Source organism: Lichenicola cladoniae (assembly GCF_013201075.1).
Lineage (GTDB): Bacteria > Pseudomonadota > Alphaproteobacteria > Acetobacterales > Acetobacteraceae > Lichenicola > Lichenicola cladoniae.
Map to the genome: position 1 here is coordinate 188,554 of NZ_CP053710.1, position 22,660 is coordinate 211,213.

19 protein-coding genes and 5 pseudogenes are annotated in these 22,660 nt (G+C 59.3%); 12 read left to right on the forward strand and 12 right to left on the reverse strand.

Annotated elements, in window-relative coordinates:
- Positions 1 to 75 precede the first annotated feature (75 nt).
- Positions 76 to 1,047 (reverse strand): SDR family NAD(P)-dependent oxidoreductase, encoded by a 972-nt coding sequence (locus HN018_RS25080; protein WP_171837129.1) that lies wholly within the window; start codon positions 1,045 to 1,047, stop codon positions 76 to 78.
- 167 nt (positions 1,048 to 1,214) lie between these two features.
- Between HN018_RS25080 and HN018_RS25085 the strand changes: the two genes are divergently transcribed.
- The 3 genes and pseudogenes from HN018_RS25085 (at position 1,215) to HN018_RS25100 (ending at position 5,494) form a co-directional block, all read left to right on the forward strand.
- The gene (locus tag HN018_RS25085; RefSeq protein ID WP_171837130.1) at positions 1,215 to 1,352 is read left to right on the forward strand and encodes a hypothetical protein; all 138 of its coding nucleotides are present in this window, start codon (positions 1,215 to 1,217) and stop codon (positions 1,350 to 1,352) included.
- A gap of 31 nt (positions 1,353 to 1,383) precedes the next feature.
- Positions 1,384 to 2,174, forward strand: a pseudogene (locus tag HN018_RS29600) (transposase).
- A 548-nt stretch (positions 2,175 to 2,722) separates the two neighbouring features.
- On the forward strand, positions 2,723 to 5,494 hold the full coding sequence (locus HN018_RS25100) for a TonB-dependent receptor domain-containing protein (RefSeq protein ID WP_171837133.1): 2,772 nt from the start codon (positions 2,723 to 2,725) through the stop codon (positions 5,492 to 5,494).
- A 962-nt stretch (positions 5,495 to 6,456) separates the two neighbouring features.
- Here HN018_RS25100 and HN018_RS25105 read toward each other — a convergent pair.
- The 6 genes and pseudogenes from HN018_RS25105 to HN018_RS25125 all read right to left on the reverse strand — a co-directional run bounded on the left by HN018_RS25105 (position 6,457) and on the right by HN018_RS25125 (position 8,645).
- A complete protein-coding gene (locus HN018_RS25105) occupies positions 6,457 to 6,630 on the reverse strand; it encodes a DDE-type integrase/transposase/recombinase (RefSeq protein ID WP_171837134.1) in 174 nt (57 codons plus the stop codon).
- On the reverse strand, positions 6,581 to 6,850 hold the full coding sequence (locus HN018_RS25110) for a hypothetical protein (RefSeq protein ID WP_171837118.1): 270 nt from the start codon (positions 6,848 to 6,850) through the stop codon (positions 6,581 to 6,583). The genes HN018_RS25105 and HN018_RS25110 overlap by 50 nt, the downstream gene beginning before the upstream one ends.
- A 135-nt stretch (positions 6,851 to 6,985) precedes the next feature.
- Positions 6,986 to 7,414 (reverse strand): annotated as a pseudogene (locus HN018_RS25115) (IS6 family transposase); the annotation flags it as partial.
- A gap of 86 nt (positions 7,415 to 7,500) precedes the next feature.
- Positions 7,501 to 8,133: a hypothetical protein gene (locus tag HN018_RS25120; RefSeq protein ID WP_171837135.1), complete on the reverse strand. Its 633-nt coding sequence runs from the start codon at positions 8,131 to 8,133 to the stop codon at positions 7,501 to 7,503.
- A gap of 4 nt (positions 8,134 to 8,137) precedes the next feature.
- Positions 8,138 to 8,488, reverse strand: coding sequence for a helix-turn-helix domain-containing protein (locus tag HN018_RS29605; protein WP_408886836.1), 351 nt, complete (start codon positions 8,486 to 8,488; stop codon positions 8,138 to 8,140).
- Positions 8,436 to 8,645 carry a helix-turn-helix domain-containing protein gene (locus tag HN018_RS25125; RefSeq protein WP_171837136.1) on the reverse strand — a complete coding sequence of 70 codons (210 nt, stop codon included), beginning with the start codon at positions 8,643 to 8,645 and terminating at the stop codon, positions 8,436 to 8,438. The genes HN018_RS29605 and HN018_RS25125 overlap by 53 nt, the downstream gene beginning before the upstream one ends.
- A gap of 132 nt (positions 8,646 to 8,777) precedes the next feature.
- Here HN018_RS25125 and HN018_RS25130 point away from each other — a divergent pair, with 132 nt between their 5' ends.
- The 3 genes from HN018_RS25130 to HN018_RS25140 are packed head-to-tail and all read left to right on the forward strand — an operon-like array spanning position 8,778 to position 9,530.
- Complete coding sequence (locus tag HN018_RS25130; protein WP_171837137.1) at positions 8,778 to 9,167, forward strand: hypothetical protein; 390 nt, start codon at positions 8,778 to 8,780, stop codon at positions 9,165 to 9,167.
- Position 9,168: 1 nt separating this feature from the next.
- Positions 9,169 to 9,336, forward strand: coding sequence for a hypothetical protein (locus HN018_RS25135; RefSeq protein ID WP_171837138.1), 168 nt, complete (start codon positions 9,169 to 9,171; stop codon positions 9,334 to 9,336).
- Positions 9,333 to 9,530: a hypothetical protein gene (locus HN018_RS25140; protein ID WP_171837139.1), complete on the forward strand. Its 198-nt coding sequence runs from the start codon at positions 9,333 to 9,335 to the stop codon at positions 9,528 to 9,530. The genes HN018_RS25135 and HN018_RS25140 overlap by 4 nt, the downstream gene beginning before the upstream one ends.
- A gap of 261 nt (positions 9,531 to 9,791) precedes the next feature.
- On the opposite strand, the gene HN018_RS25145 is transcribed toward HN018_RS25140, so the two are convergent.
- On the reverse strand, positions 9,792 to 10,733 hold the full coding sequence (locus HN018_RS25145; protein ID WP_171837140.1) for an IS5 family transposase: 942 nt from the start codon (positions 10,731 to 10,733) through the stop codon (positions 9,792 to 9,794).
- Between the two features lie 208 nt (positions 10,734 to 10,941).
- Here HN018_RS25145 and HN018_RS25150 point away from each other — a divergent pair, with 208 nt between their 5' ends.
- Together HN018_RS25150 and HN018_RS29610 are read left to right on the forward strand one after the other, a co-directional pair.
- The gene (locus HN018_RS25150; protein WP_171837141.1) at positions 10,942 to 11,178 is read left to right on the forward strand and encodes a hypothetical protein; all 237 of its coding nucleotides are present in this window, start codon (positions 10,942 to 10,944) and stop codon (positions 11,176 to 11,178) included.
- 60 nt (positions 11,179 to 11,238) lie between these two features.
- A pseudogene (locus tag HN018_RS29610) lies at positions 11,239 to 11,451 on the forward strand (IS5/IS1182 family transposase); the annotation flags it as partial.
- Positions 11,452 to 11,699: 248 nt separating this feature from the next.
- On the opposite strand, the gene HN018_RS25155 reads toward HN018_RS29610, so the two are convergent.
- Complete coding sequence (locus tag HN018_RS25155; RefSeq protein WP_171837143.1) at positions 11,700 to 14,540, reverse strand: ligand-binding sensor domain-containing diguanylate cyclase; 2,841 nt, start codon at positions 14,538 to 14,540, stop codon at positions 11,700 to 11,702.
- 837 nt (positions 14,541 to 15,377) lie between these two features.
- Between HN018_RS25155 and HN018_RS25160 the strand changes: the two are divergent.
- Both HN018_RS25160 and HN018_RS25165 read left to right on the forward strand, forming a co-directional pair.
- Positions 15,378 to 16,360, forward strand: a pseudogene (locus tag HN018_RS25160) (IS481 family transposase).
- Positions 16,361 to 16,611: 251 nt separating this feature from the next.
- Positions 16,612 to 17,910, forward strand: coding sequence for an IS701 family transposase (locus tag HN018_RS25165; protein ID WP_171837144.1), 1,299 nt, complete (start codon positions 16,612 to 16,614; stop codon positions 17,908 to 17,910).
- 45 nt (positions 17,911 to 17,955) lie between these two features.
- On the opposite strand, the gene HN018_RS25170 is transcribed toward HN018_RS25165, so the two are convergent.
- Positions 17,956 to 18,948, reverse strand: a complete 993-nt coding sequence (locus tag HN018_RS25170) for an IS481 family transposase (RefSeq protein WP_172443529.1) — start codon at positions 18,946 to 18,948, stop codon at positions 17,956 to 17,958.
- A 120-nt stretch (positions 18,949 to 19,068) separates the two neighbouring features.
- Positions 19,069 to 19,826, reverse strand: a protein-coding gene (locus HN018_RS25175) for an IS5 family transposase (protein ID WP_408886837.1) whose coding sequence is annotated in 2 segments (ribosomal slippage) — positions 19,069 to 19,484 and positions 19,484 to 19,826 — 759 coding nt in all. Because the reading frame shifts where the segments join, the coding sequence is not laid out codon by codon here.
- A 140-nt stretch (positions 19,827 to 19,966) separates the two neighbouring features.
- Here HN018_RS25175 and HN018_RS25180 point away from each other — a divergent pair.
- Entirely contained in the window at positions 19,967 to 21,172 is a 1,206-nt protein-coding gene (locus tag HN018_RS25180; RefSeq protein WP_171837297.1) for an IS701 family transposase, read from the forward strand.
- Positions 21,173 to 21,433: 261 nt separating this feature from the next.
- Positions 21,434 to 22,426 carry a DDE-type integrase/transposase/recombinase gene (locus tag HN018_RS25185; protein ID WP_172443575.1) on the forward strand — a complete coding sequence of 331 codons (993 nt, stop codon included), beginning with the start codon at positions 21,434 to 21,436 and terminating at the stop codon, positions 22,424 to 22,426.
- Here HN018_RS25185 and HN018_RS25190 read toward each other — a convergent pair.
- A pseudogene (locus tag HN018_RS25190) lies at positions 22,409 to 22,660 on the reverse strand (integrase core domain-containing protein); the annotation flags it as partial. The gene HN018_RS25185 and the pseudogene HN018_RS25190 overlap by 18 nt on opposite strands.

Consider the following 22,660-nt stretch of genomic DNA (forward strand, 5'->3'; position numbering starts at 1 on the left):
CGCCGCGGCCTCGACCAGCTTCTCCCCTGTCCCCATCGTCGCGCCAACTCCCTGAGCGCGTTCGTCTTAGCAGTCTCATCCCATCGACAGCAGGGCCGACCGTTCCTCATGATGAAGATAGACGAGCGTTTCGGAATCTCGCCACAGCTTTGCCGCCGCGGCCGTGTCGTATGATTTGGTGGATGACCGTTGCTCGGTCAGCCGATTGTCCTTCGCCTGAAAGTATTTGCCCGATTCGCTTGCATAGGTCGGGTCAGCGCATAGCCTCGCTAGGGCTGCGCCGGAGAACTCAGCCGACGACATGGTGATTCCCATACGGCGCATTACCCACTTCATTAACCCTGTCTTAGCAAGGACCTGAAGGGGTTTCGGATGCGTGCGCAACAACCCGGTTCCTGCCACGGAGCCGGGATCGAAGGCGATGGACACGATTGAGCTGTTGGCTCGCCGCAGACGTCGGTCCAGCTCATAAGCATAGAGAATGTCGCAGAGCTTGGACGACGTATAGCGGACGCCCGTGGAGAGCGGCTTGCCCCCGCCCTTCCCCTCGTGCGCGAGCACAAGGGCATCCGGTTCGGCTGCCTTTCCAACCACCTTGCCGTCCGCAGTCTTCGGATCATGGGTACCGCTTGCGGTGAACACGACACGGCCACTTTCCGCGAGCCTGTCGATCAGCAGTTCGACTAGGAGAAAGTGACCGAGGCAGTTGGTCGCGAACGTGTTTTCATAGCCATCCGGGCTATAGGTCACCGGTCCCATGAACTGTGCGCCGGCATTGCAGAGAATGGCTTCAAGTCCATCGATCTCGTTCTTGTCGAGCATGGCACGACAGCGCGCTGCGCCCGTCCTGACGGACGCCAGCGATGCGACATCTAGCTGGAGTGTCTTGACCTCGACCCCTCGCGTCCGGAGTTGCCGTGCGACAGGCTCGACACGCTCAAGGTCTCGACCGGCCAGAACCAGCGTGTGTCCGGGCTTGTCAACAAGCCGCTTGGCACACTCGAGGCCGATCCCGCTATGGCCACCCGTAATCAATATGGTTCCCATAATCACCGTCTCCAGGTTGACAGTGTCAACATAAGACATAGGTTGACATTGTCAACCTGTGGCTCATCCACCTAAAAGGAGCTTGGACGATCTGCCAACTTAGCCTGTGCCTTCTGGGTCTCCTGGAACTTCGTGCTTCGAGGCAATTCTTCCCATGTGTCCAGGTCGTGCTGCCGATCGACTATCTTTTGTCGAATCTGATCGAGGGCGTCTCCCTCGATCACCAGATGCAGTGGCGGCTGATTAGCTTCGACCGCAGTTATGATTGCCTCCGCCCGGCGTTGGTGCATGGACCGGTCGGCTGACGCGGTTCTCCTGGCCTGATAGAGGTCTCGGATGCCCTTCAAGCACAACGCGTCTCGCCGCCACCACATCCCGAAAGCCCGTCGCCGGGTCATGAACTGGCCGGCCTATGAGGCTGGTCTGCGGCGGCGTGGCGATCTGATGTTATGGCTGGATGAGGCAGCCTTGGCTGGATGGCATGCCCCGCGCCGGACGACACGACGCGGTCAGCCGGTCTACGCCGAGGTGGCGATCGAGCTGGTGCTGACCCTGCGGCTGGTCTTCCAGGTCTCCGGGCAAGGCGAGTGGGATGCCGAGAAACACGGCCGCACACCCAGGCAGTGGCGAAAGCTGCACCTGGCCGTCGATGCATAGACCGGCGAGATCGTGGCGCACAGCCTGACCGACAAGGACACCGGCGACATCTTGGAGGTTGCAGGGCTGCCGGCGACGGTGGAGGGGCATATTGCCAGCGTGATCGCCCATGGGGCCTATGATGGCGCGTCGGTCTACGACGCCGCTGCCGCACGCCAGTTCAACCCACCACCCGACATCATCATTCCTCCGCGAGCTTCGTCGATCGTCAATGGTGCAGACCGGGTCGATACCGTTCGCAATCGTCATGTCTGATACATCGAAGAAAAGGGGCGCATGGCCTGGCAGAAGGCCGATAGCTATGGCCGGCGCAGCGCCGTGGAAACCACGATCGGTCGCTACAAACACATCATCGCCTCGAAGCTCAGGGCACGGTCGACCACCGGTCAAAAAGGTAAGGTCGCCATCGCATTCGCGCCCTCAACCAAGAGATCCGGATCGTCAAGCCAATCTCCATTCCTGCCGTCTGACGCGACCACCGGGTGGGGTAAGCTCCTGCCTCCAGCCCGATCTATGCAACAACGCCAAGAGTGCTCGGACTCTGCTCTAGCTGGGCAGTCCGGAGGCGTGAGCCAGGACAGTTCCAAGGCACGCGGCACTCACTGTCACGCGAACACACCAAACATGGTTTGCGACAATGTGGCAAAAAGGAGACAACCAAGATTTGGTTAGCCGAGGCATTAACTGGCGTTCACTTCAGCCTTGTTGTAAGCGCATAGCTGTCATAACAATTCAGCATCCGAGGCCTCACACCTCAGACCACCACCAAAGCCGGAGGCTGCCGACCTTGAAGAACTTCCAACGATATCGGAATGTTATGCTGCTTTCCTCGGCCGCTGCCGGATGTCTAGCTTTGGAGGTCGCCGCGCCAGCGCGCGCGCAAACTCCTGTAGTGCCAACATCGACAACTGGGACAAGTGGCCCCATCGCCGCACCTCCCCCGGCGTCCGGCGCGCAGGTCAATCTTGGTGCAGGTTCCACAACGACGCAGACGCCGGAAAAGGTAGAAGACGTCGTTGTGACCGGTTCAATACTTCGCAATCCCAACCTCTCCGGTGCTTCCCCGGTAACCCACCTAACCGCACGCGATATGCAGGCACGCGGCATCACGACGGTGGCTGCAGCGCTGCAGCAGATCTCGGCCAACAACGCCGGCAACCTGCCGGCCTCGTTCACCGGCAACGGGGCGTTCGCCAGCGGCGCCAGCGGCGTCTCGTTGCGCGGACTCACGGTGGATTCAACGCTGGTGCTGATCGACGGTCAGCGTGCCGCCTATTACCCGCTTTCGGATGATGGCGAGCGTAACTTCGTGGATATCAACACGATCCCGCAATCGATCGTGCAGACCATCGACGTCGAACAGGATGGCGCGTCCGCCACCTACGGCGCCGACGCGGTGGCCGGCGTGGTCAACATCATCACACGCAAGCAGATCGAGGGCTTCGAGGGCGGCGCGGAAGGCGGCCTGAGCCAGCGCGCCGATAGTGGGCATCAGCGGCTCTATTCGACCTACGGGATCGGCGACCTCAATCGCGACGGCTACAACGTCTATCTGAATGGCGAGTATCAGAACGACGACATGCTCTACAACCGCGATCGCGGTTATCCCTACAACACCGGCGACCTGCGCGGTCTTGGTGGTTTGAACGGCAACGCGAACGGCATTCAGGACGACGGAACCATTTCCGGTGTCGGCGCAACGCGGATTGCCGCAGTACGACCAGTGACCGTGGACCCGACCACCGGTGCGCTCACCAGCCTCGCCGGGCTCCGGCCGATCAATTCGACACTGGGATGTAACGGCCTCGCCACGCATGTGGTGTCGCAAGGCACGGTTTGTGAACAAAACACGGTCGGCGACTATCGCGTCATCAGCCCGAGCGACCGGCGCATCAGCGCCAACCTGCGCGGGACCGCGAATGTTAGCGACAGGGCGCAGGCCTATGCAATGTTTACATATGCGCAGAACCAGGTTTATTTCACCGGAACGCCGAGCTCGATCCGCCAGCAAAGCGCGTCGGCCGATGTGAGCCTGACCAACATCGTGCTTCCGGCGCTTCTGGCGAACGGCTCCCTCAACCCGAACAATCCCTTCGCGGCACAAGGACAGGCCGCTCAGATCTACTACCGGTTCGCCGACTTGCATCCGACAACGACCGACTTCAACCAGACTTTCCGGGGATCCACTGGCATCAACGGCACGATCGGATCGCAGTGGGGATCGGACTGGAGCTACGGTACCTCGGTTGTCGGCATGACCGACGATCTGCAGGTGACGACGACCGGGGTGCCAACATACGCGGGCATCCTGAACGCGGTAAACACAGGGAGCTACAATTTCGTTGATCCGTCGAAGAACAGTTCGGCGGTCCGCGAGTCAGTTGCACCAAAATCGGTGCAACATGCGAGCAGCCAGGAGTACGCGTTTGACGTAACGCTGTCGAAAGGCTTGTTCAGCCTGCCAGGCGGCATGGTGACGCTGGGTATCGGCGGCGCCGCACGCTACGAGTCACTGAACGATCCGAGCGCCAATCCGGATGATCCATCGAACCCGAATGCGCAGTATCTGCCGCAGATCAACGGCTTCGGCGCCTCTGGCAGCCGCCGGGTCGGGTCTGGTTATTTCGAGGCTGCCATTCCGCTAATTAAGCGACTGACTGTGAGCGTATCGGGCCGCTACGACAATTACTCCGAAGGGTTCAGCAACTTCGCGCCGAAGGTCGGTGTGATCCTGAAGCCGATCGACAAGCTCATGCTGCGGGGCACCTTCTCCAAGGGCTTCCGTGTCCCAAGCTTTGCCGAAACCGGCGCATCGCCGACGATCGGCTATATCAGCTATACGCCGACCGATCCCGCGTTCCTGGCGCAGCACCAGAACAGTAACGGCACCGGCCCGGACGCTTATGCGCAGACCTACAGCCTCGGGTTGAACAGTGTCGGCAACCCGGCGCTCAAGCCGGAGAAATCGACCAACTTCACCGGCGGTGGCGTCCTGACGCCTGTCCCCTGGCTAAACCTGACCGCCGACTATTATCACATCAAGAAGAACAACTTCATCACTCTTGCCGATTATAGCGGGCCGGTGGCGAACTACTTCACCAGCAAGGACTATCCCGCCGGCATCACCGTGACGCCCGACGTCGCGGATCCGGATCATCCGGAGGCCACGATCCTGCGGCCCGGGATCGTCAATCTCGGCTATATCAACGCCGCCAAGCTGGTGACGTCCGGGGTCGACCTGGCGCTCTCAGCCCGCATCCCGCTGCCGCGTCCGTTGCAGGACATCAAGTGGACCAGTACAGGCCAGGCGACCTACGTCCTCGGCTACACCATCACTTATCCCGGCATCGGCCTGGAATCCTATGCCGGGTCACTTGGGCCAGCCAACGTGACCTCGGCCTCCGGCACGCCACGCTGGCGCGCCAACTGGGCAAATACCTTCACCTATAAGCGCCTCGCGGTAACCGCGACCGTAAACTATACAAGCGGTTACAAGCTGACCGCAGAAGACGTAACGGGCCCGGGCACACTCAACGATTGCAGCCAAGCCCAGCAGGGTTTCGCCGGCGATCCGCAGCGCTGCGGTGTCGCCAGCTTCGTCGACGTCGACCTGACGATCAACTATGCCCTGAACGACAGACTAAACCTCTACACCAACATCTATAACGTCTTCGACAAGGGGCCGCCGCTCGACACCGGCACCTATGGCGGCTACCAGTATAATCCGGCCTGGGCTTCTGCCGGCATCCTCGGCCGAGCCTTCCGGTTCGGGGTCACGGGCAAGTTCTAATCCAGATATAGATGCAGCGGCTGGCGCACAATTGGTTCTGCCGGCCGCTGCAGAGGTTACGATGGGGCGGCCTCTAAGAAGGCAGCTTTAGCCAGAATTGGCGTCATCGCAGATGCTATTGAAAAGATCGTCATCATCCAGTACGCCTTGAGCGTTGGCGCAACTTAGCTATCTGATACAGCGCTGCTGTTATGATTTTGATGCACGTGCGCGATCCCTCGATCGAAGACCGACGGGTTACCACTAATTAGCGCCTCGGGTGAGAATATTACTCAACATATTCATCACTCAAACACAGAGCGGCACGCAGTCCTGTCAGCCCGTCGGGCGTGCGGACCTCGAGCAAGTCATACCGAAAAGGTATTAACAGGGTTCCTGCCTGAAATCGGTGACCGAGGTGTCAAGCTCTGAAGCAGATAACGGCAGCTTCTGGCGATCTCCCGGACATTTCTGTGCAATGGCCCGATCTTGCTGCCGGACGAAATTACCAGCGGACGCCGTGGTGAGAGCAAGCAGAAGGTGAAGGGCGCTGCTCGACCGCTTGATTGTTTGATGGTTTTCCAGACCGTGGTCGCAGCTATACATCGAACTATCAAAGTCCGCAGCTTTTGCCAAATCTTCATGCAGTCAACCCCGTGCTGCAGAATAGAACACTGGGTTCTGTCGGAGCTTGCGCCAGCGTTCTGACTGTTTCTTCGGGAGCTTGCGGGGTTACGCGTTCTGCATGATCCCGAGCGCAAGTTTGGCGCCTCTTGCGAAGCGGAAGCGGCGGAGGGAGGCGGAAACGATTTGGTTGCGACGGCGACGAGGGCGAAGGAGATCGCAAAGTTCACCGTGCTCCCTGCAGAACCGGCGGCCGGCATCATGGCTCTTGATGGCGCGCATACATCGGATCCTGCCCTTGATGCCGCGGTAGTTCGGTGCCGGACGATCGTCCCCAGCACCGGGCGGATTGGTCTGGGCTAGGAGCCATGTCCGTCTGTGGTCACCCGGTCCGGGCGGAAGCCCATGGTCGCTCGGGCGAAGCGGAACAACGCCTTGGCCGCCATCATGTCGCGGTGCTGTCTCAGCATGGCGTCGATCAGGTTACCCTCCCGATCGATGGCCCGGTAGAGGTAGGCCCAGCGGCCACGCACCTTCAGGTAAGTCTCGTCTACGAACCAGCTGGCGCTTGCGCAGCGCTTCGCCCATGATCGGCAGCAGCTTTGCCTCCCAGTCTCGAATGGCCTCATGGCTTACCTCGATCCCGCGCAGCGCCATCCTCTTGCTCAGGCTACGGAGCGTCAGCCGGTAGCGCAGGGGGCAGAACATCACGAACACGATGATGTCCTTGGGCAGGCAGGTTCGGTACGCCACCGTTGCGCTCGTTGAACTACCACCCGCAAGCTCGGCACCGGAAGCGCCGGTAGCCCCGTGCCGTCACCTCCCGGCATTGTCACGTTAACTGGTAGAGTTTGGAAGTAGGCTTGGGGCAATTGGGTTGGCCACCTCGTAGCTCTTCAGCTTGTCCGTCACCACGACGCGGGGCGTATAAGATAGACCTTTCAGCAGGCGCTTGAAGAAGCGCTTTGCTGCTGTGCCATTCCGGCGACTTTGCACCAGGATGTCCAGCACGACGCCGTTCTGGTCGACAGCGCGCCAAAGATAGCCCAACTCTCCCTGGATGCGGATGAAGACTTCGTCGAAGTGCCATTTGTCACCCGGGCGAGGCCGCCGTCGACGGATGCGGCCCGCGAAATGCGAGCCGAACTTCAGGCACCATCGCCGAATGCTCTCATAGGAGACGATGACGCCACGCTCGGCCAGCAGGAGCTCCACGTCTCGACAGCTCAGGCTGAACACGTAATAGAGCCACACGGCGTGGCTGATGAGCTCGGCCGGAAAGCGGTGACGATGGCGGGGATCAGGCGGCATCTTCATCCAGCTATCCTCGCTCGGACCGCAGCTGAAAGCCAGTTAACGTGACAATGCCCCGACAACATCATCAACTGCAGTGCTTGCATTAGTCATGCGCTGGTGTCTGTTGTTGCTGCTGGGAATGCGATCTTTCTGCAATCCGCTGCCGAAAGGCGGCCCCTGACCAGCAATTCGGCTGCAAGCCGTTCAATCAGCAGCCATCGTTCAGCTACTAGCTCTCGGGCTTGGATGTCCCAAAGTCGCGTCATCAGCTCTGCCTGTTCGGTCGATCCAGTAGCGTCCAGGGCATAAGCAGTCACATGATCGCGCTCTAAAGATTCATGGTATTTGTTCACGCTGTCAGAACTAAACCGATGCTGTGCAGCCCCCCCCGCCATCACAACGATACCTTGCCCATGTATTCGTTCGATGCTTCCCGCTGATCGCAGGAAACGCATACGCCTGGCGTAATCGTTTAAACTTTCGATCGTGATGAAACGAAAGGAAATGGATTTCAACAATGCTGCGATGGCGTGCCCAGCCTCGTGATGTGCAGTGGCGGCAAGCGCTGATGGTGTCACATGCCTCACCCCCTCATCCTGGGGGCTGGCCCAGTCCAGCGGTCTGCCGCCGCGAGCTGCAGCCCGTGCGATCCGGAGCAGTGACTGTCGAGTCTCTTCGAATAGATGCGGCCAGAGCTTCAGCAGGTCGTCAAAGGCGGGGTCGTACTGGCTCATATTCACGCCTCTATCGTGACCGGCCAACTGTCTTGTTCCGCTGGGCCAGCCGAGCCGCACGAAGCACCGCCCGTGCAATGGTCATATGCCGATCGTCAGCCGGAGCCTCCACAGGCGTCACTGCAACGGTACGCTGGGCTTCGTATTCGACAACCGCAGCGATGGGGATGCGGAACATCTTCGTGCCGATCCGAAAGGCAGGTAGTTGGCCGGACGCGATCAGGCTGCGGACCTTGCCTGCGGAACAAGCCCACCGGTCAGCCAGGTCGCGGACCCGGTAGCAGATCGGATTAGCCACTACTTGCCTTTTAGCCAGTCGAGCTGGGGGTATTTGGCTTCCTAAGTCGTACCCCGGCGCCACCGCCGTTCTCCGGAATGAACACGACTCCGGCTGCCTCAAGAGCGCGCCGCAAAGTCTCCATGTTGGCATTCGTTAAAGAGCCGCCAGCTTCAGCCCGCTGGATTGTCGACAGCCCCAAACCGGCCGCCTCTGCCAATTCTCGAGCGGACCAGGACATGAAGCCTCGGGCAGCACGTATTTGTCCTGGTGTTAGAAGCAATCCGGTTCACCTGGAATAAATCGCTTGACCTGTTGTTTTCGGTGAAACGAATTATGTCACATGAAGCGCGTCGCTTCAAGGGCAAGCCCTATGACCTACCAGAACCGCCACTCCGAAGCAGCCGCCCACCCGTTCCGCTCGATCTCCATGTTCCACCCGGCCAGCGTCCTCGGCCCTGGGTTCATAGTGAAGCAGGATCCGTTGCCTCTCGCCCGGCAGATCGCCGCTCGCACTCTCGAGCTCGCCTGCTTCGAGATCGCCGAAGCTTGGGAGGCCTATGGCACCGCGAAGGCGGCTGTCGGCGCGGTCAAACGGCAGAGCCGCAAAGACCGGCACGATCGGGCCATCACATCGGACCGCTATGTCGCCCGGCGCCGTAGCGAGGCTTTCGGCGCCGTGAACCGCCGCCGCGGGCAATTTCTGCTTGCCCACGAGGCTCTGGCAATTGCCGAGGTCGCTCTGCTGGCACTGGCGAACTGAGATGATCGGCGTTCTCCTCATGCTCGTGGGTGCGGTGGTGACCTTCGTCCATCGGCTGGTGCTTCGGGTTCCGCGACGCGGCCAAGTAGGACCGGCGACTATCGATGCGCTGACAGCACCATGGGACGGCATCGAGCGCCGCCAGGACACGGACGGGGTGTCGGTATGAACCCCGCGATCGCCATCCCGCCAATGCCGGCGACCCTGAACGCACCGGCCTACACGCCGCTCGCCCTCGCAGCCCGTGAGTGCTTCCTGCGTGACGCTGCATTGGCCCGGGCGCGTGCCGGTGACGCTCAGACCGCCCTGCTCCTGGCTCATGATGCCGACGTGCAGCACCGCCGCCACCGCCTGGAGAACTGACGAAAACCAGATTGCTCGCCTGATCCAGGTCGCCGCGCTGCGCGGGGCCTGGACCAGATATGAGCCTTCCGCGCCGGGGCGGTTAATGAGACCTGTGCGCGGGCCCAGCATGGCGGCGTTTTGAGGGATGGCTACGCTGAACCATAATCGTCATTCGATGTGTTGATCTGTGACAGCCTGCTGATCTCTAGTTGAAGGATAAGCACGGTCACTGAAAGGCACGAAAGCTATCGAAGGCTGGGCCGTAGCAGGTGTCGGGGCTTAGGCGGTGGCGGCTTGCAAGAGAGTAGCGGTTCGTCTGAAATTATAAGCAATGGCGGTGATCCGGACCTGAAGTGCCGCCTTGGCGAGGCCTCTCCATCGCATACGCCGCAACCCATAGCAGCGCTTCCACGCCCCGAAGATCTTCTCGATCCGGCAGCGAACGCGCTGGATGCCGTGGTTCCAACTCCTAAGCTTGCGCAGGGTATCGTCGCCGGGCCTGCCCCATATGCTGGTCTGCACGACACGCGGGATACCTTGCTTTGCCAGTACCGCGGCTGCGAAGAGAGAGCCGCGATAACCGCTATCTGCATAGACGTGACCGGATACATCCGGCAGCACGTGGCCGCCGACCTGGCCTTCATGAACATTGCCCGGTGTGACCAGGAGTTCTTCGACAAGAGCGGTGTCGGCATCGGCTGCGACATGCGCCTTGAAACTGTGGACCGCCTTGCGCCCTCGATGCCCGGCCCATGCGGCTTCGCCATCCTGATGACTGGCTGAGGCAATCACCGTTGCATCGACCAGCGTGCCCGTCTTCACCGTCGCAGTACGCCGCTTGAACTGTTTGGTGATTTCGCAAAACAGTCTGGCGTCCAGGCCGCGGGCAAGCAGCTGCTTGCGGAACCGCACGAAGGCAGTGCGTTCCGGCGTCGGCTCATCCGCGGAGAAGCCGCAGAAACGCCGAAACGACGCCCGATCGTCCAAGGCTTCGGCCAGCTTCACGTCGGACAAATCGTACCAGACGGCGATGAGCATCGCTTTAAACATCGCCAGAGGTGGCCACCCTGGCTCACCCTTGACCGCGGCGTGGATGTCGATGAGCTCGTTCTCGATTGGTGTCCAATCGATCAGCCTGGCCAGACCCTCCAGCGATGACCTCCGACTGCCGGTGCCTGCCGTCAACCGCAAGGCTTCCTGACCGATCCGACGACGCGCCATGACGAATGCTCCATCCTTTCGAGATAACCGAGCGAATCATGGATTATGGAGCCTGTCGACAATTACCCGCGCACAGGTCTCATAAGCCCGGCGAGTCCAGCCTTTACCGGCTGGGCAAGGTCAGCACGGACGGGACTGCGCTCCCGCCCGTGCCTGACCCCAAACAGAGTGGGGACACCCTATGTCTGAGGCTAGTTTGATTCCTACCATGCGTCGGTCACGACCCAGCAACGTCATCGTGTTGCCAGTCCACGAGAAGCCACTCGCCGTGCTTTGCGAGGCTGTCGCTGACTTGGCCGCGCACGAGCTGCCGGCTGTAACTGCTTCGCTGGCCGGACTGGCCCGCACCGCACACGCCGCCGGCCAGATGTCCGACTTCTACGACCGTATCAAGGGCGCATATGCCGCCCTCGAGCGCGTTCTCCGGGCAGGAGGGCGTATCTGATGGCCCGGCTTCCCATTCTCGGTACCCGCATCACCGAGCTGATTGGCCTGACCAAGATACATCGCCGAGAAGGGCCGCATGGCCTGGCAGAAGGCAACCGGCTACGGGCGCCGCAGCATCGTGGAAACTGCGACCGGCCGCTACAAGCACGAAATCGGTGCGAAACTGCGAGCCAGATCAGCCGATGGCCAGCGGGGCGAAGTCGCCATCGCCGTCAGCGCGCTCAATCGTATGATCCAAACAGCCAAGCCCGTATCGGTTCGGGCATCCTAACGTTACCCGCAGGTAGCGTGGTCCAAACCCTGTAGATGATCCATGCATCAACGCCATTGACGGCCGGAACCCGCTCGTCGTCACATCGCACCGTTTTCTTCCGCCAAGACGACCTTAATCGAGCTTGTGTTACACAATCCGAGCGTCGTATTTGGACCGACATCGCAACTTCTTCCACAGATCATCAAGACGATCACTTGAACTAATTAAATTCTCCTAGCCGAACTTCAACGGTTTAAGTATTATCTCTAACAACCGGTATTAGTTGACACGACGATCCGGTTACGCCCAGCTCGTTTTGCATCATAGAGAGCTCGATCGGCGCGACCGATTAGCGACATCCAATCGTCCTCTTCTCGTGCTTGTGTAACACCAATACTGCATGTGACATCAATCATATACGTCCCGATAGTGTAGACGTGGCGAAACGCGGCAAGCTCTAACTCATGTATTCTCTCGAGAGCGTTGTCAGAGCTGGATGAAAGGGCGAGGAGTATCTCCTCGCCTCCATATCTGCCGGCATACTCCCCGGACCTCATCTCCGCCGTCAAACGCCTCCCCAGCTCTCGTAGTACTTCGTCCCCAGCCAGATGCCCGTGTGCATCGTTGATCCGCTTGAAGTGGTCAATATCCAAAAGACCAATCGTTAAGTCCAAATTGCTATCCACGACGTCGATGAGGTCATCTATGCGCCTCTGTATTTCTGCTCTCGTCAGAAGCTTTGTCAGGCCATCCTGTGTCGCCTGCAAAAACAGTGCGGCCTGTGCATCCCTGATTTGCCGTGTCTGTCGCTCGACCTCGTGCTGAAGCTGTCTTTGTTGCTTCAGAAGCAATGCAATGCGAACACGTAGTAAGCCGAAAAGACTGGCTATAAAAACTGTGGCATAGAAAACAAGAAATGGCCACCGCTCCCACGTCGGAACCCGCATACGAAGGACAACCGACACCGGGATAGAGACTTGATGCTTGAGTGGGTCGTAGGCAATGACTGTGAAGCGATGGTGTCCGGGTGGAAGGCTTGGATACCGCGCAAAGCCGACCGAGGTTTCTGCCCAGGCCTGATCGACACCATCGAGCCGATAGCGAAACCGGATGACGGTGTCTGACGGAGCATTGAGGATCCCAAACTTTAGAGTCAGCGGTTGACGTGAGAATGGTATTGCCCGCCCCGGGTAGGCGGACTCGCCGATGTCGACCGAGGTAATGACGGGCTGAAGCTTATCCTGCCTAAACAGCCGCGCTGGCTCAAGCAGATGAGACAAGCCGTGACTGGTCCCAAGCCAGATTGAGCCGTCATCATCGGCTAGAATACTATTTTGATCCATATCGTCGGAGATAAGCCCGTCGTCGGTTGTGATGGAAATCCATCGCATACCATTGAAGACGGATACGCCACGGTCCGTGCCGACCCATACCCACCCACGCTTATCGATCGAAAGCGAGACGACGCTGTTGGACTGAATGTCAGCGGAACCAAACTGGGTCAGAGTGGCGACGCGTTCATCCGACAGCGTCAAGCGATACAGTCCCCCGCCGGCGCCGCCAATCCAAAGAACATTTGGAGCCTGAACAGCTATGACTGTTGGGTCAAAATCGGTCTGCGGCCAGTGGAATTCGAGAGTTGAAAGGCTACCATCATTATGGCGATGAACGACGTGCTTGGGGTCGAGGGTCCACAAACTTCCGTCCGCCCCCATGGCAGCACCAACTACTCTGTTAGCAAGTCCTGCAATCGGCATTGGTTTGCTCAAAAGAGCTGTCGTGTTCGTCAGCACAAACACGCCGCCTTCCGTGATGAACCACAAGCGGTCGTCAGTCCCCTGCACAATCTGGTTGACTGGCGGCAGATGGAAGTACTTGCTCACACCCGTTAACACATCGGTCGCAGTAACTCCTGTGGCTCCGAGGGAATGCCAGACACGGCCGAAACGATCCGTCACAACAGCATAGGATGGATCGGGGAAGTGATTATATGGTGGCAGTTGCTGACCACCAGTCATGAGAGCGCTGACGCCTCCATCGGAGGCAACCCAGAGAGGTCCATTTCGATGCCGCGCGATCTGCCAGACCAACCCTTTGGTTAGACCGTCACGCTGGTCCCAGCTTTGCCACGTTCCATAACCTTTGGCACTGAGTACGCCGCTTCCAACAGACCCTAGCCATAGCCGTTTCTGTTGGTCAAACAGAACGGCACTAATAGGTGTATCAGGAAAACCGTTTGCATTGCTCAAGTCCTTCCAGCCTGACGTCTGTAAGATCATCAGTCCATCTTTAGACTGTGTGAGAAGTTCACCGGACGGCGTGAAATTCAGGACCATCCGGCGCCAACTCACAAGAGCAGCCTTGCTCTGAAAAGGTAGAGCGCTTGTGACAACATGATTGTTGCCAATTTCAACATCTGCAAGAATAAGGTCAGACCGGGCAATCAGATGCCCGTTGGGGGCCACGATCAAACTAAGCCATTTTACTGACGGGAGGTCGTCTTTCACTCCGACACAGCGCGTCAAGCGTTGGCTTAGTCGGCAAATCCGTCCATCGACCCGGGAGAACCAGATATCCTGGCCATCAGCAACAAGCGCTGACGTGTTCAAAGCGGTCGGTTCGGGCTGACCTAAAATTGGAGCTAACGGAACAATCTTCGCTCGAACGGAGGTACTGTGAAGATCCAGATACCAAAGCCGACCATTACCAATGAAAGCTGCACCGCCGTGCCAAGGCACCAGTTGTCCACTCTGCTGATTGTCAAGTTCAATGTACACCGGAACAACGGCGTCAAATCTTAGCCCTTCCGGCGGGTCAGTCAAACTTAGCGGTTTTCGAGAGACATATATCTGGTGAAGGTAACGTAGGATGATACGTTGGTCTTGACTAGAGGCAAGGTCGTAGACGACACCCCCCTCCGGAAGTCCCTGTACAGGGCCGAGGTTCAGGAATCGGCGCCCATCATAAATGTATAGTCCGTGTTCACCACAAGACAGGATGTACCCGGTCTTATCTTGCTTGAGACAGGTTACGACGGCATTAGATAGCCCGTCGCCTTGAGTATAGTATCGGAAAGCTATCTGCTGCGCATAAGCATTACTCGCCATAAGCAGACCGACTACTAGAGCAAGTGCCGCTGCGAGACGAGCTACGGCGGTCCACCCGGTACAGTAAGCGTTTTGTCTCAAAGCATGCTTCCAGCTCTACGCAATCATAGAGCGTTAGCATAACCCGGCCAAGCCGTCGCCGAAAAGCTTACTGCTTCAAAAAGCGGATCATCCCTGTCGAGCATCTCGATGCACGACAAAGATGATCAACACCTGTCTTCCGGCCTACTTCGTCAACGCCTCTCGGCATTCAGTCCACATACCGCCAGTGGTGCAAGCCTGCTGGGGACGACGCCGGCTCAATCGCGGCGACCTGAAAGGAGGAACTTACGGTCGGCCAGTGATGCAGGGCGTTCGCAGCCGCACCCGGGCTTGAATCGGTCAATGTAATGCTCAAGGTAGGCCAATGATGGAGAGCATCTGGCGACGGGATCGAAGTTGCGCTAGTCAAGTAACCAGTCCCAGAGCCGAAATGACTCGATACTGCAGGTGCAGGAATGACGGTAGACAACCCGAATACAAGGGCGCATGCCGATGTTGTCTGAACGAAAAGTTTACCGACTTGCATAATATACCCCTAAGCTCGGTCGCGACTGCGACCACGGCATGAGACATATATCAGAAATCTGAACATTTCGAGGATAGACACTAAAATTGATGGGTTTCTTGAGTTTTTATCGTTAAGTGAGCAAGTCGGAGCACGATAGCTGCCTGCCCAAGCCAAGTTGGCACGATGGTTTTGTGCATCATGGTTGACGGAATCGGTCAGACATCGGCGACTAGGTCTTTAGTCCCGGAGTGTGGTGATACGGATCATCAGGCTCCACGGGATAGATTATGGGACAGGTTCTACACGGCTGCGTCCGCACGACAGCGGCGGTACGTCTCGCGATCCAGGGTGGTGAAGAGAGCGTAAGGACGCTGGCGGCTCGCTACGGGGTCAGCCCCACGACGATCCAGAAATGGCGTAAGCGGGATCACGTGCATGACGCCGCCATGGGCCCCAAGGAGATCCGGTCGTCGACGCTGACGCTGGGAGAGGAGGCTGCGGTGGTAGCGTTTCGGCGCCACACCCTACTGCCGCTCGACGACTGTCTGTATGCCCTGCAGCCGTCGCTACCCCATTTGACGCGATCCAGCCTGCACCGCTGCCTGCAGCGCCATGGTTCAGCGGTCACTTGCCGCTGAACTCGTCTGCCCGACGTTGAGGGCGACAACCCGGCAAGCGGAAGTTCAAGATCTACCCGATCGGCTTTTTCCACGTCGATATTGCCGAGGTGCGTACCGGCGAGGGCAAGCTGTATCTGTTCGTTGCCATTGACCGGACCTCGAAGTTCGCTATCGCGCATCTAGCACAGACAGCAGAGCGACAAAGCGCAGTGGCGTTTCTGGATGCCGTGATCGACGCCGTTCCGTATCGCATCCACACCGTTCTGACCGACAATGGTATCCAGTTCTGCCATCCGCCGCGCTACCGCTCTGGGCCCACGGCGCAGTTCAGCATGCATCTGTTCGACAGGCTCTGCCGCCAGCACGGCATCGAGCACAGGCTCACCAAGCCGAACCACCCCTGGACCAACGGCCAGGTCGAACGGATGAACCGCACCATCAAGGACGCGACCGTCAAGCGATACTACTACGCCGACCATCAGCAGCTGCTGGCGCACCTCGAACTGTTCCTGAGCGCCTACAACCACGCTCGTCGGCTCAAGACCCTGAAAGGCCTTACGCCGCACGAATACGTTTGCCGCATCTGGACCGAAGAGCCTGAACGCTTCAAACTCAACCCGCATCACCACACTCCCGGACTAAACAACTAGTTCCCATACTGAGCCGTGCACTCCTGCAGATAGATAATTTTTAGGCGATACTTGACTTGCTGGCGTGCGTGCTGGACCGCGAAGGCGAAGGGGCTTTTTTGCCCAAAGCTGAGTGCACCCGGCAGGCATTATAGACTAATTGATAGGGCCCTAGCACTACTTTGGCAGATTCTTTTGTTGTGGGCGAGTTTGAGGATTCCCAGGAGCGAGTTTGCATGATTCATGGAGGTCGGCTTTTGGAAGGCTGACCGATGAACGAGGACTGGCGCACGGATTTGGATTGCTGGCTGTCGCCGTTTATCACCGCGCTTAGGCATAAGACGAGGGCGCGGATGTGTCCCGCCTATATCGCCGGGCTGATTGGTCCAGGAGACCGCAAAAGCGTCCAACCGATGGCGGCACGTGCTGACGAAGTCGGCTACGATCAGCTTCATCACTTCGTTGCCGTCGGCGCTTGGGACAGTGCTCCACTTGAGGCGGCCCTGCTGAAAAAGGCCGATGACCTGGTTGGCGACAAGGCGGGTTTTCTTGTCATCGATGACACGGCGTTGCCGAAGAAGGGATGCCACTCGGTTGGCGTGGCCCCTCAGTATGCCTCCTCGCTCGGAAAGACTGCCAACTGCCAGTCGCTGGTCTCGGTAACGTTGGCGTCGCGCGAGGTGCCGGTGATGGTGGGACTGCGGCTATTCCTGCCCGAGAGCTGGACCGGTGATCCGGAGCGCATGGCGCGGGCTGGCGTGCCGAAAGATAGACGGACGGCTCTGACGAAGCCGGAGATTGCCATTGAGGAGATCGACCGCATCGTCGCCTCCGGTGTGCGTTTCCATTGTGTGCTTGCCGATTCAGGGTATGGCTCCAGCGGCCCTTTTCGTCAGGCTTTGAGCGAGCGCCGCCTGCTGTGGGCGGTCGGTTTGTCGCGACGCCAGAATGTCTATCCCGCCGACGTCGCTCTGATCTTCCCCGTCGCGAAGACCGGCAAACCCCGCCAATACCATGTCCCGAGTCAGCCCCCGGTTGCTGCTGAAGCACTGCTGGCCAAAGAGAAATGGCAGAGGGTCAGTTGGCGGCGCGGCACCAAAGGTCGGCTGACATGCCTGTTTGCGGCCCGTCGTGTTCGCGTTGCAGATGGGCACAAGCACCGCATGCTCGACAACCGGATGCAATGTATGCCGGGCGATGAGGTTTGGCTCGTCGGCGAACGCCGATCGACTGGCGAACAAAAATACTATGTGTCGAACCTACCGGCCGATGTGAGCATCAAGACACTTGCCGCCACAATCAAAGCCAGATGGATTTGCGAGCAGGCGCATCAGCAACTCAAGGAGGAGCTTGGCCTCGATCACTTCGAAGGTCGATCCTGGACCGGGTTACACCGACACGCCTTGATGACCATGATCGCCTACGCCTTCCTCCAATCCCGCCGCCTCAGCGCAGCGGGACGGAAAAAAAAGAATCGGGGGACCACCGCCACAACCGAGCATGCCAGCCATCAGACAAGCTATCCTCGACCTCTTCGCACGATCTCCACCCAGGCGATGCCCGTACTGTGAGAAACTCCTTGTCCACCCCGGCAAACCTAATCTGCCAAAGTAGTGCTAGGTGTCTGGTTGTGAGACCTCCTTGGCGGCTTCTACGATCAGTCGAGCCTTGGTGAGGTCGCATGGACCTGCTCTGGTGTTTGCCTCGCGATGATCGGTTGAACAGATAGAAGCCAGTCGTTCCTGCACGACCTGGTTTGGTGTTCTGGCAGCGAGGACCCGCTGGCGGCGCGCGTTGTAGGCGACGTTGAAGCCGCGGAGAACCTGCTCGAGAGCACGATGCGAGTAGATGTTGATGCCCAATACCTCGCTGCTAATGCGGCCGTTGAAGCGCTCCACCATGCCATTGGTTTGTGGGGTTCGCGGCTTGGTATGGCGATAGTGCGCGCCCAGGCTTGCGCATACCTTTGCGAAGGCCGGCGTGAAGCAGCTGCCGTTATCGGTCAGCACGTGGGTGAGCGGGAATGGAAAGGCAGCGGCCGCCTCGCGGAGGAAGGCAATGGCGCTCTTTTCGGTTTCGTCGTCCTTGACGGCAAGGTGGACCGAGCGTGAGCATCGATCGATAGCCACGTAGAGATACCGCTTGCGTCTTTCGGCATTAGCTGTCTGCAGCTTTGGCAGATGCTTGATGTCGATATGCACGAAGCCAAGGTCGTATTCACGGAACGTTCCCTGGCCTTTGGTGGGCTGTTCGGAGGAGGGCTTAGGTCTGCGATTGAGACCGGCTGCCTTGAGGATACGCCAGATACTGTCGCGATTGAGGTGTGGCAGGAAGTGGCAGACGGCGAAAGTCAGGTCATCCAGAGGAAAGTTGGTTTCACGTCGCAGGGTGCAGACGATTGCACGCTCTTCATCAGTCGCCTTCCAGGGAAGTCGGTGCGGGCGCGCTGAGTGATCAAGGCAGTCAGCGGCACCTCGCTTGCGCCACTTGCGTACCGTTTCGGCGCTGATGCCGTAGCGCCTGGCTACAGTGCTACTCGGCTCCGTGGATCGGGCGATCTCGATACGGGTGGCGGGTGTGGTACGGGCTTGCGGATGGATCTGCGGCATGCGTCACCTGTGTCCGGCTACAGCGGCAAGGCGGTTAAACCTGTAGGCATAGTCCTGGATCGCCAACCCTACCGGATCCCAACAATGTTCCGCAACCAAACAGCTAGGTTGCCGACTCAATCAGGCCAGCCAAAAACAGATGGTTGCGACGAGTGCGACAGCGGAGAGGAAGTTTCTGGCGAGCCGGTCGTAGCGCGTGGCGATGCGTCGCCAGTCCTTCATCCTGCAGAACATGCGCTCGATGACGTTGCGCCTGCGATACGCGATCCGGTTCAGGGGATAGGGATGGCGGCGCGTGCCATTTGACGGAATGACCACTTCGGTGCCGAGAGCTTCGAGTGGTTTGCGGAAGTGATCGGCATCGTAGGCTTTGTCCGCCAGCAATCGCATTGGCGGCGCGACGTCGTCGAGCAACGTTGCTGCGACGCTGATGTCGGCAATGTTGCCTGGCGTCAGGACGAAGGCGATCGGCTTGCCTTGAGCATTGGCCAGAGCGTGGATCTTGCTGGTCCGTCCGCCACGTGACCGGCCGATCGCCTGCGCCGCATCCCCTTTTTTGACCCTGCCGCGGAGCGGTGGGCCTTGATGTGGGTGCTGTCGATGCTGAGCTCGTCCGGGATGTTCCCGGCCGCAGCCAGACGCGCGAACAGCTTGTGCCACAGCCCCTGCGCACTCCACCGGTTGTAGCGGTTATAGATCGTCGTGGGCGGCCCATACTCGGGCGGACAGTCCTTCCATCGGCAACCTGACCGCAGCACGTGCAGAATGCCGCTGATGACCCGGCGATCGTCGACACGCGGGGCACCCGGCCGGTTCTTCGGCAGATGCGGTTCAAGCACCGTCCACGCCTCGTCGCTCAGCCAGTCCAGTTCGCTCATGCCGATCCCTCCCGATCAGCTCAGCGAATCACATCAGGAAAGCTAAATCAATACGTTGATCGGGTTGTCACCCTAGCATTACAGTTGCGCTTTTTGTGAACCTCTGAATCAATAGGCAACCATGATGCGAGAGGCCATGGATGCTGAGTGCTTCGATCGAGACGACGCTGGAGTTGTGGGCGTCTTCGCTACGCGACATCAAAGCGCGGATACAGCCCTTGTTTACCCAGCAGCGTGTTGCGGCATCGGCGAACCTGTTCCTGGACGGCTTGCTGGGGGATGAACGGCGTAAAACTGGCTGGATGCGCGCGGAGGCTGCGGGTGACCCTGGCCCGTGGCGTCAACAGGCCATCCTCGGTCGTGGTAGATGGGATGCGGATGATCTGCGCGACGTCGTGCGGGGCTATGTCGTCGAGCACCTTGCCGCTGATGATGCGGTGCTCGTCATTGATGAAACCGGGTTTCTCAAGCAGGGACGTGCAACCTGTGGCGTAGGGCGGCAATATACCGGTTCTGCGGGCAAGATCACCAACTGTCAGATCGGGGTGTTTGCGGCCTACGTGTCGCGGCATGGCCATGCCTTCATCGACCGCGCCTTGTATCTACCCAAGGCCTGGACCGGTAATGCGGCCCGGATGGCGGCGGCACATGTGCCTGATGGAACAGCCTTCGCAACCAAGCCTTGCCTTGCTATCCAGATGATCGAGCGCGCCATCGCCGCTGCAGTACCGTTCGCCTGGGTAGCGGCTGACAGCGTCTATGGTGTTGGCGACATCGAGATGGCGTTGCGGCGGGCAGGCCGCGGCTACGTGCTCGGCGTCCATGCCGACCGCCACTTCGGCTCTTGGGCCGACAAGCCACCGGTTGCAGGACAAGCAGAGGAGATCGCTCGTGATCTTGATCCCTCCGCCTGGCAACGCCTGTCGGCCGGAGACGGCACCAAAGGTCCGCGACTGCACGATTGGGCTTATTGCGAACTGGCTGATCTCGATGCGGCCGAATACGATGAGGCCCGTGCCGGTGTGTGGACGCGTGGCTTGCTCATACGCCGCAACATTGCTGACGCAGACATGGCTTTCATCTCAACATGGTGTCCCGCTGGGACAACCGTGAAGACACTCGTGGAGGTCGAAGGGCATCGATGGGCGATCGAGGACAGCTTCGAAACTGCCAAGAATGAACTTGGTCTTGACCACAACGAAACCAGGTCCTGGCATGGCTGGCACCGCCATGTTTCACTCGTCATGCTTGCCTTTGCCATGATGGCTGCCATCCGCCACCAGGCAAACACCTCGGCACCCAAAAAAACAATTCGAATGGCAGCACGGATGCAGCACCGCCGTTGATCCGATGGTCGATCCAGGAAATCAGACGCATCGCCGTCAGACTAGCAAAGAGACGTATCGCGCCCGCTTACATCATCGCATGGTCACTCTGGCGACGGGCGCACCAAGCTTCAGCCCAAAAGGCTCATCTCCGGTATAAAGTGCAACTGTAATGCTAGCTGTATGGTTGCGGAACATTGTTGGGATCCGGTAGGGTTGGCGATCCAGGACTATGCCTACAGGTTTAACCGCCTTGCCGCTGTAACCGGACGCAGGTGACGCATGCCGCAGATCCATCCGCAAGCCCGTACCACACCCGCCACCTGTATCGAGATCGCCCGCTCCACGGAGCCGAGTAGCACTGTAGCCAGGCGCTACGGCATCAGCGCCGAAACGGTACGCAAGTGGCGCAAGCGAGGTGCCGCTGACTGCCTTGATCACTCAGCGCGCCCGCACCGACTTCCCTGGAAGGCGACTGATGAAGAGCGTGCAATCGTCTGCACCCTGCGACGTGAAACCAACTTTCCTCTGGATGACCTGACTTTCGCCGTCTGCCACTTCCTGCCACACCTCAATCGCGACAGTATCTGGCGTATCCTCAAGGCAGCCGGTCTCAATCGCAGACCTAAGCCCTCCTCCGAACAGCCCACCAAAGGCCAGGGAACGTTCCGTGAATACGACCTTGGCTTCGTGCATATCGACATCAAGCATCTGCCAAAGCTGCAGACAGCTAATGCCGAAAGACGCAAGCGGTATCTCTACGTGGCTATCGATCGATGCTCACGCTCGGTCCACCTTGCCGTCAAGGACGACGAAACCGAAAAGAGCGCCATTGCCTTCCTCCGCGAGGCGGCCGCTGCCTTTCCATTCCCGCTCACCCACGTGCTGACCGATAACGGCAGCTGCTTCACGCCGGCCTTCGCAAAGGTATGCGCAAGCCTGGGCGCGCACTATCGCCATACCAAGCCGCGAACCCCACAAACCAATGGCATGGTGGAGCGCTTCAACGGCCGCATTAGCAGCGAGGTATTGGGCATCAACATCTACTCGCATCGTGCTCTCGAGCAGGTTCTCCGCGGCTTCAACGTCGCCTACAACGCGCGCCGCCAGCGGGTCCTCGCTGCCAGAACATCAAACCAGGTCGTGCAGGAACGACTGGCTTCTATCTGTTCAACCGATCATCGCGAGGCAAACACCAGAGCAGGTCCATGCGACCTCACCAAGGCTCGACTGATCGCAGAAGCCGCCAAGGAGGTCTCACAACCAGACAGCTAGGGCGGAGTGCAGCCTGGCGGGGTTATACCAGCCCTCGATGTAGCTGAAGCAGGCCATCCGCGCCTCCGCCTGGGAGGCGAACCGGCGTCGACTCAGCAACTCGGCCTCCAGCGTCGAGAAGAAGCTTTCGGCCATGGCGTTGTCGTATGCATCACTCACCGAGCCCATCGATGGCCGTACGCCAGCCTCGCCGCAGCGCTTGCCGAAGGCCAGTGATGTATATTGGGTAGATTC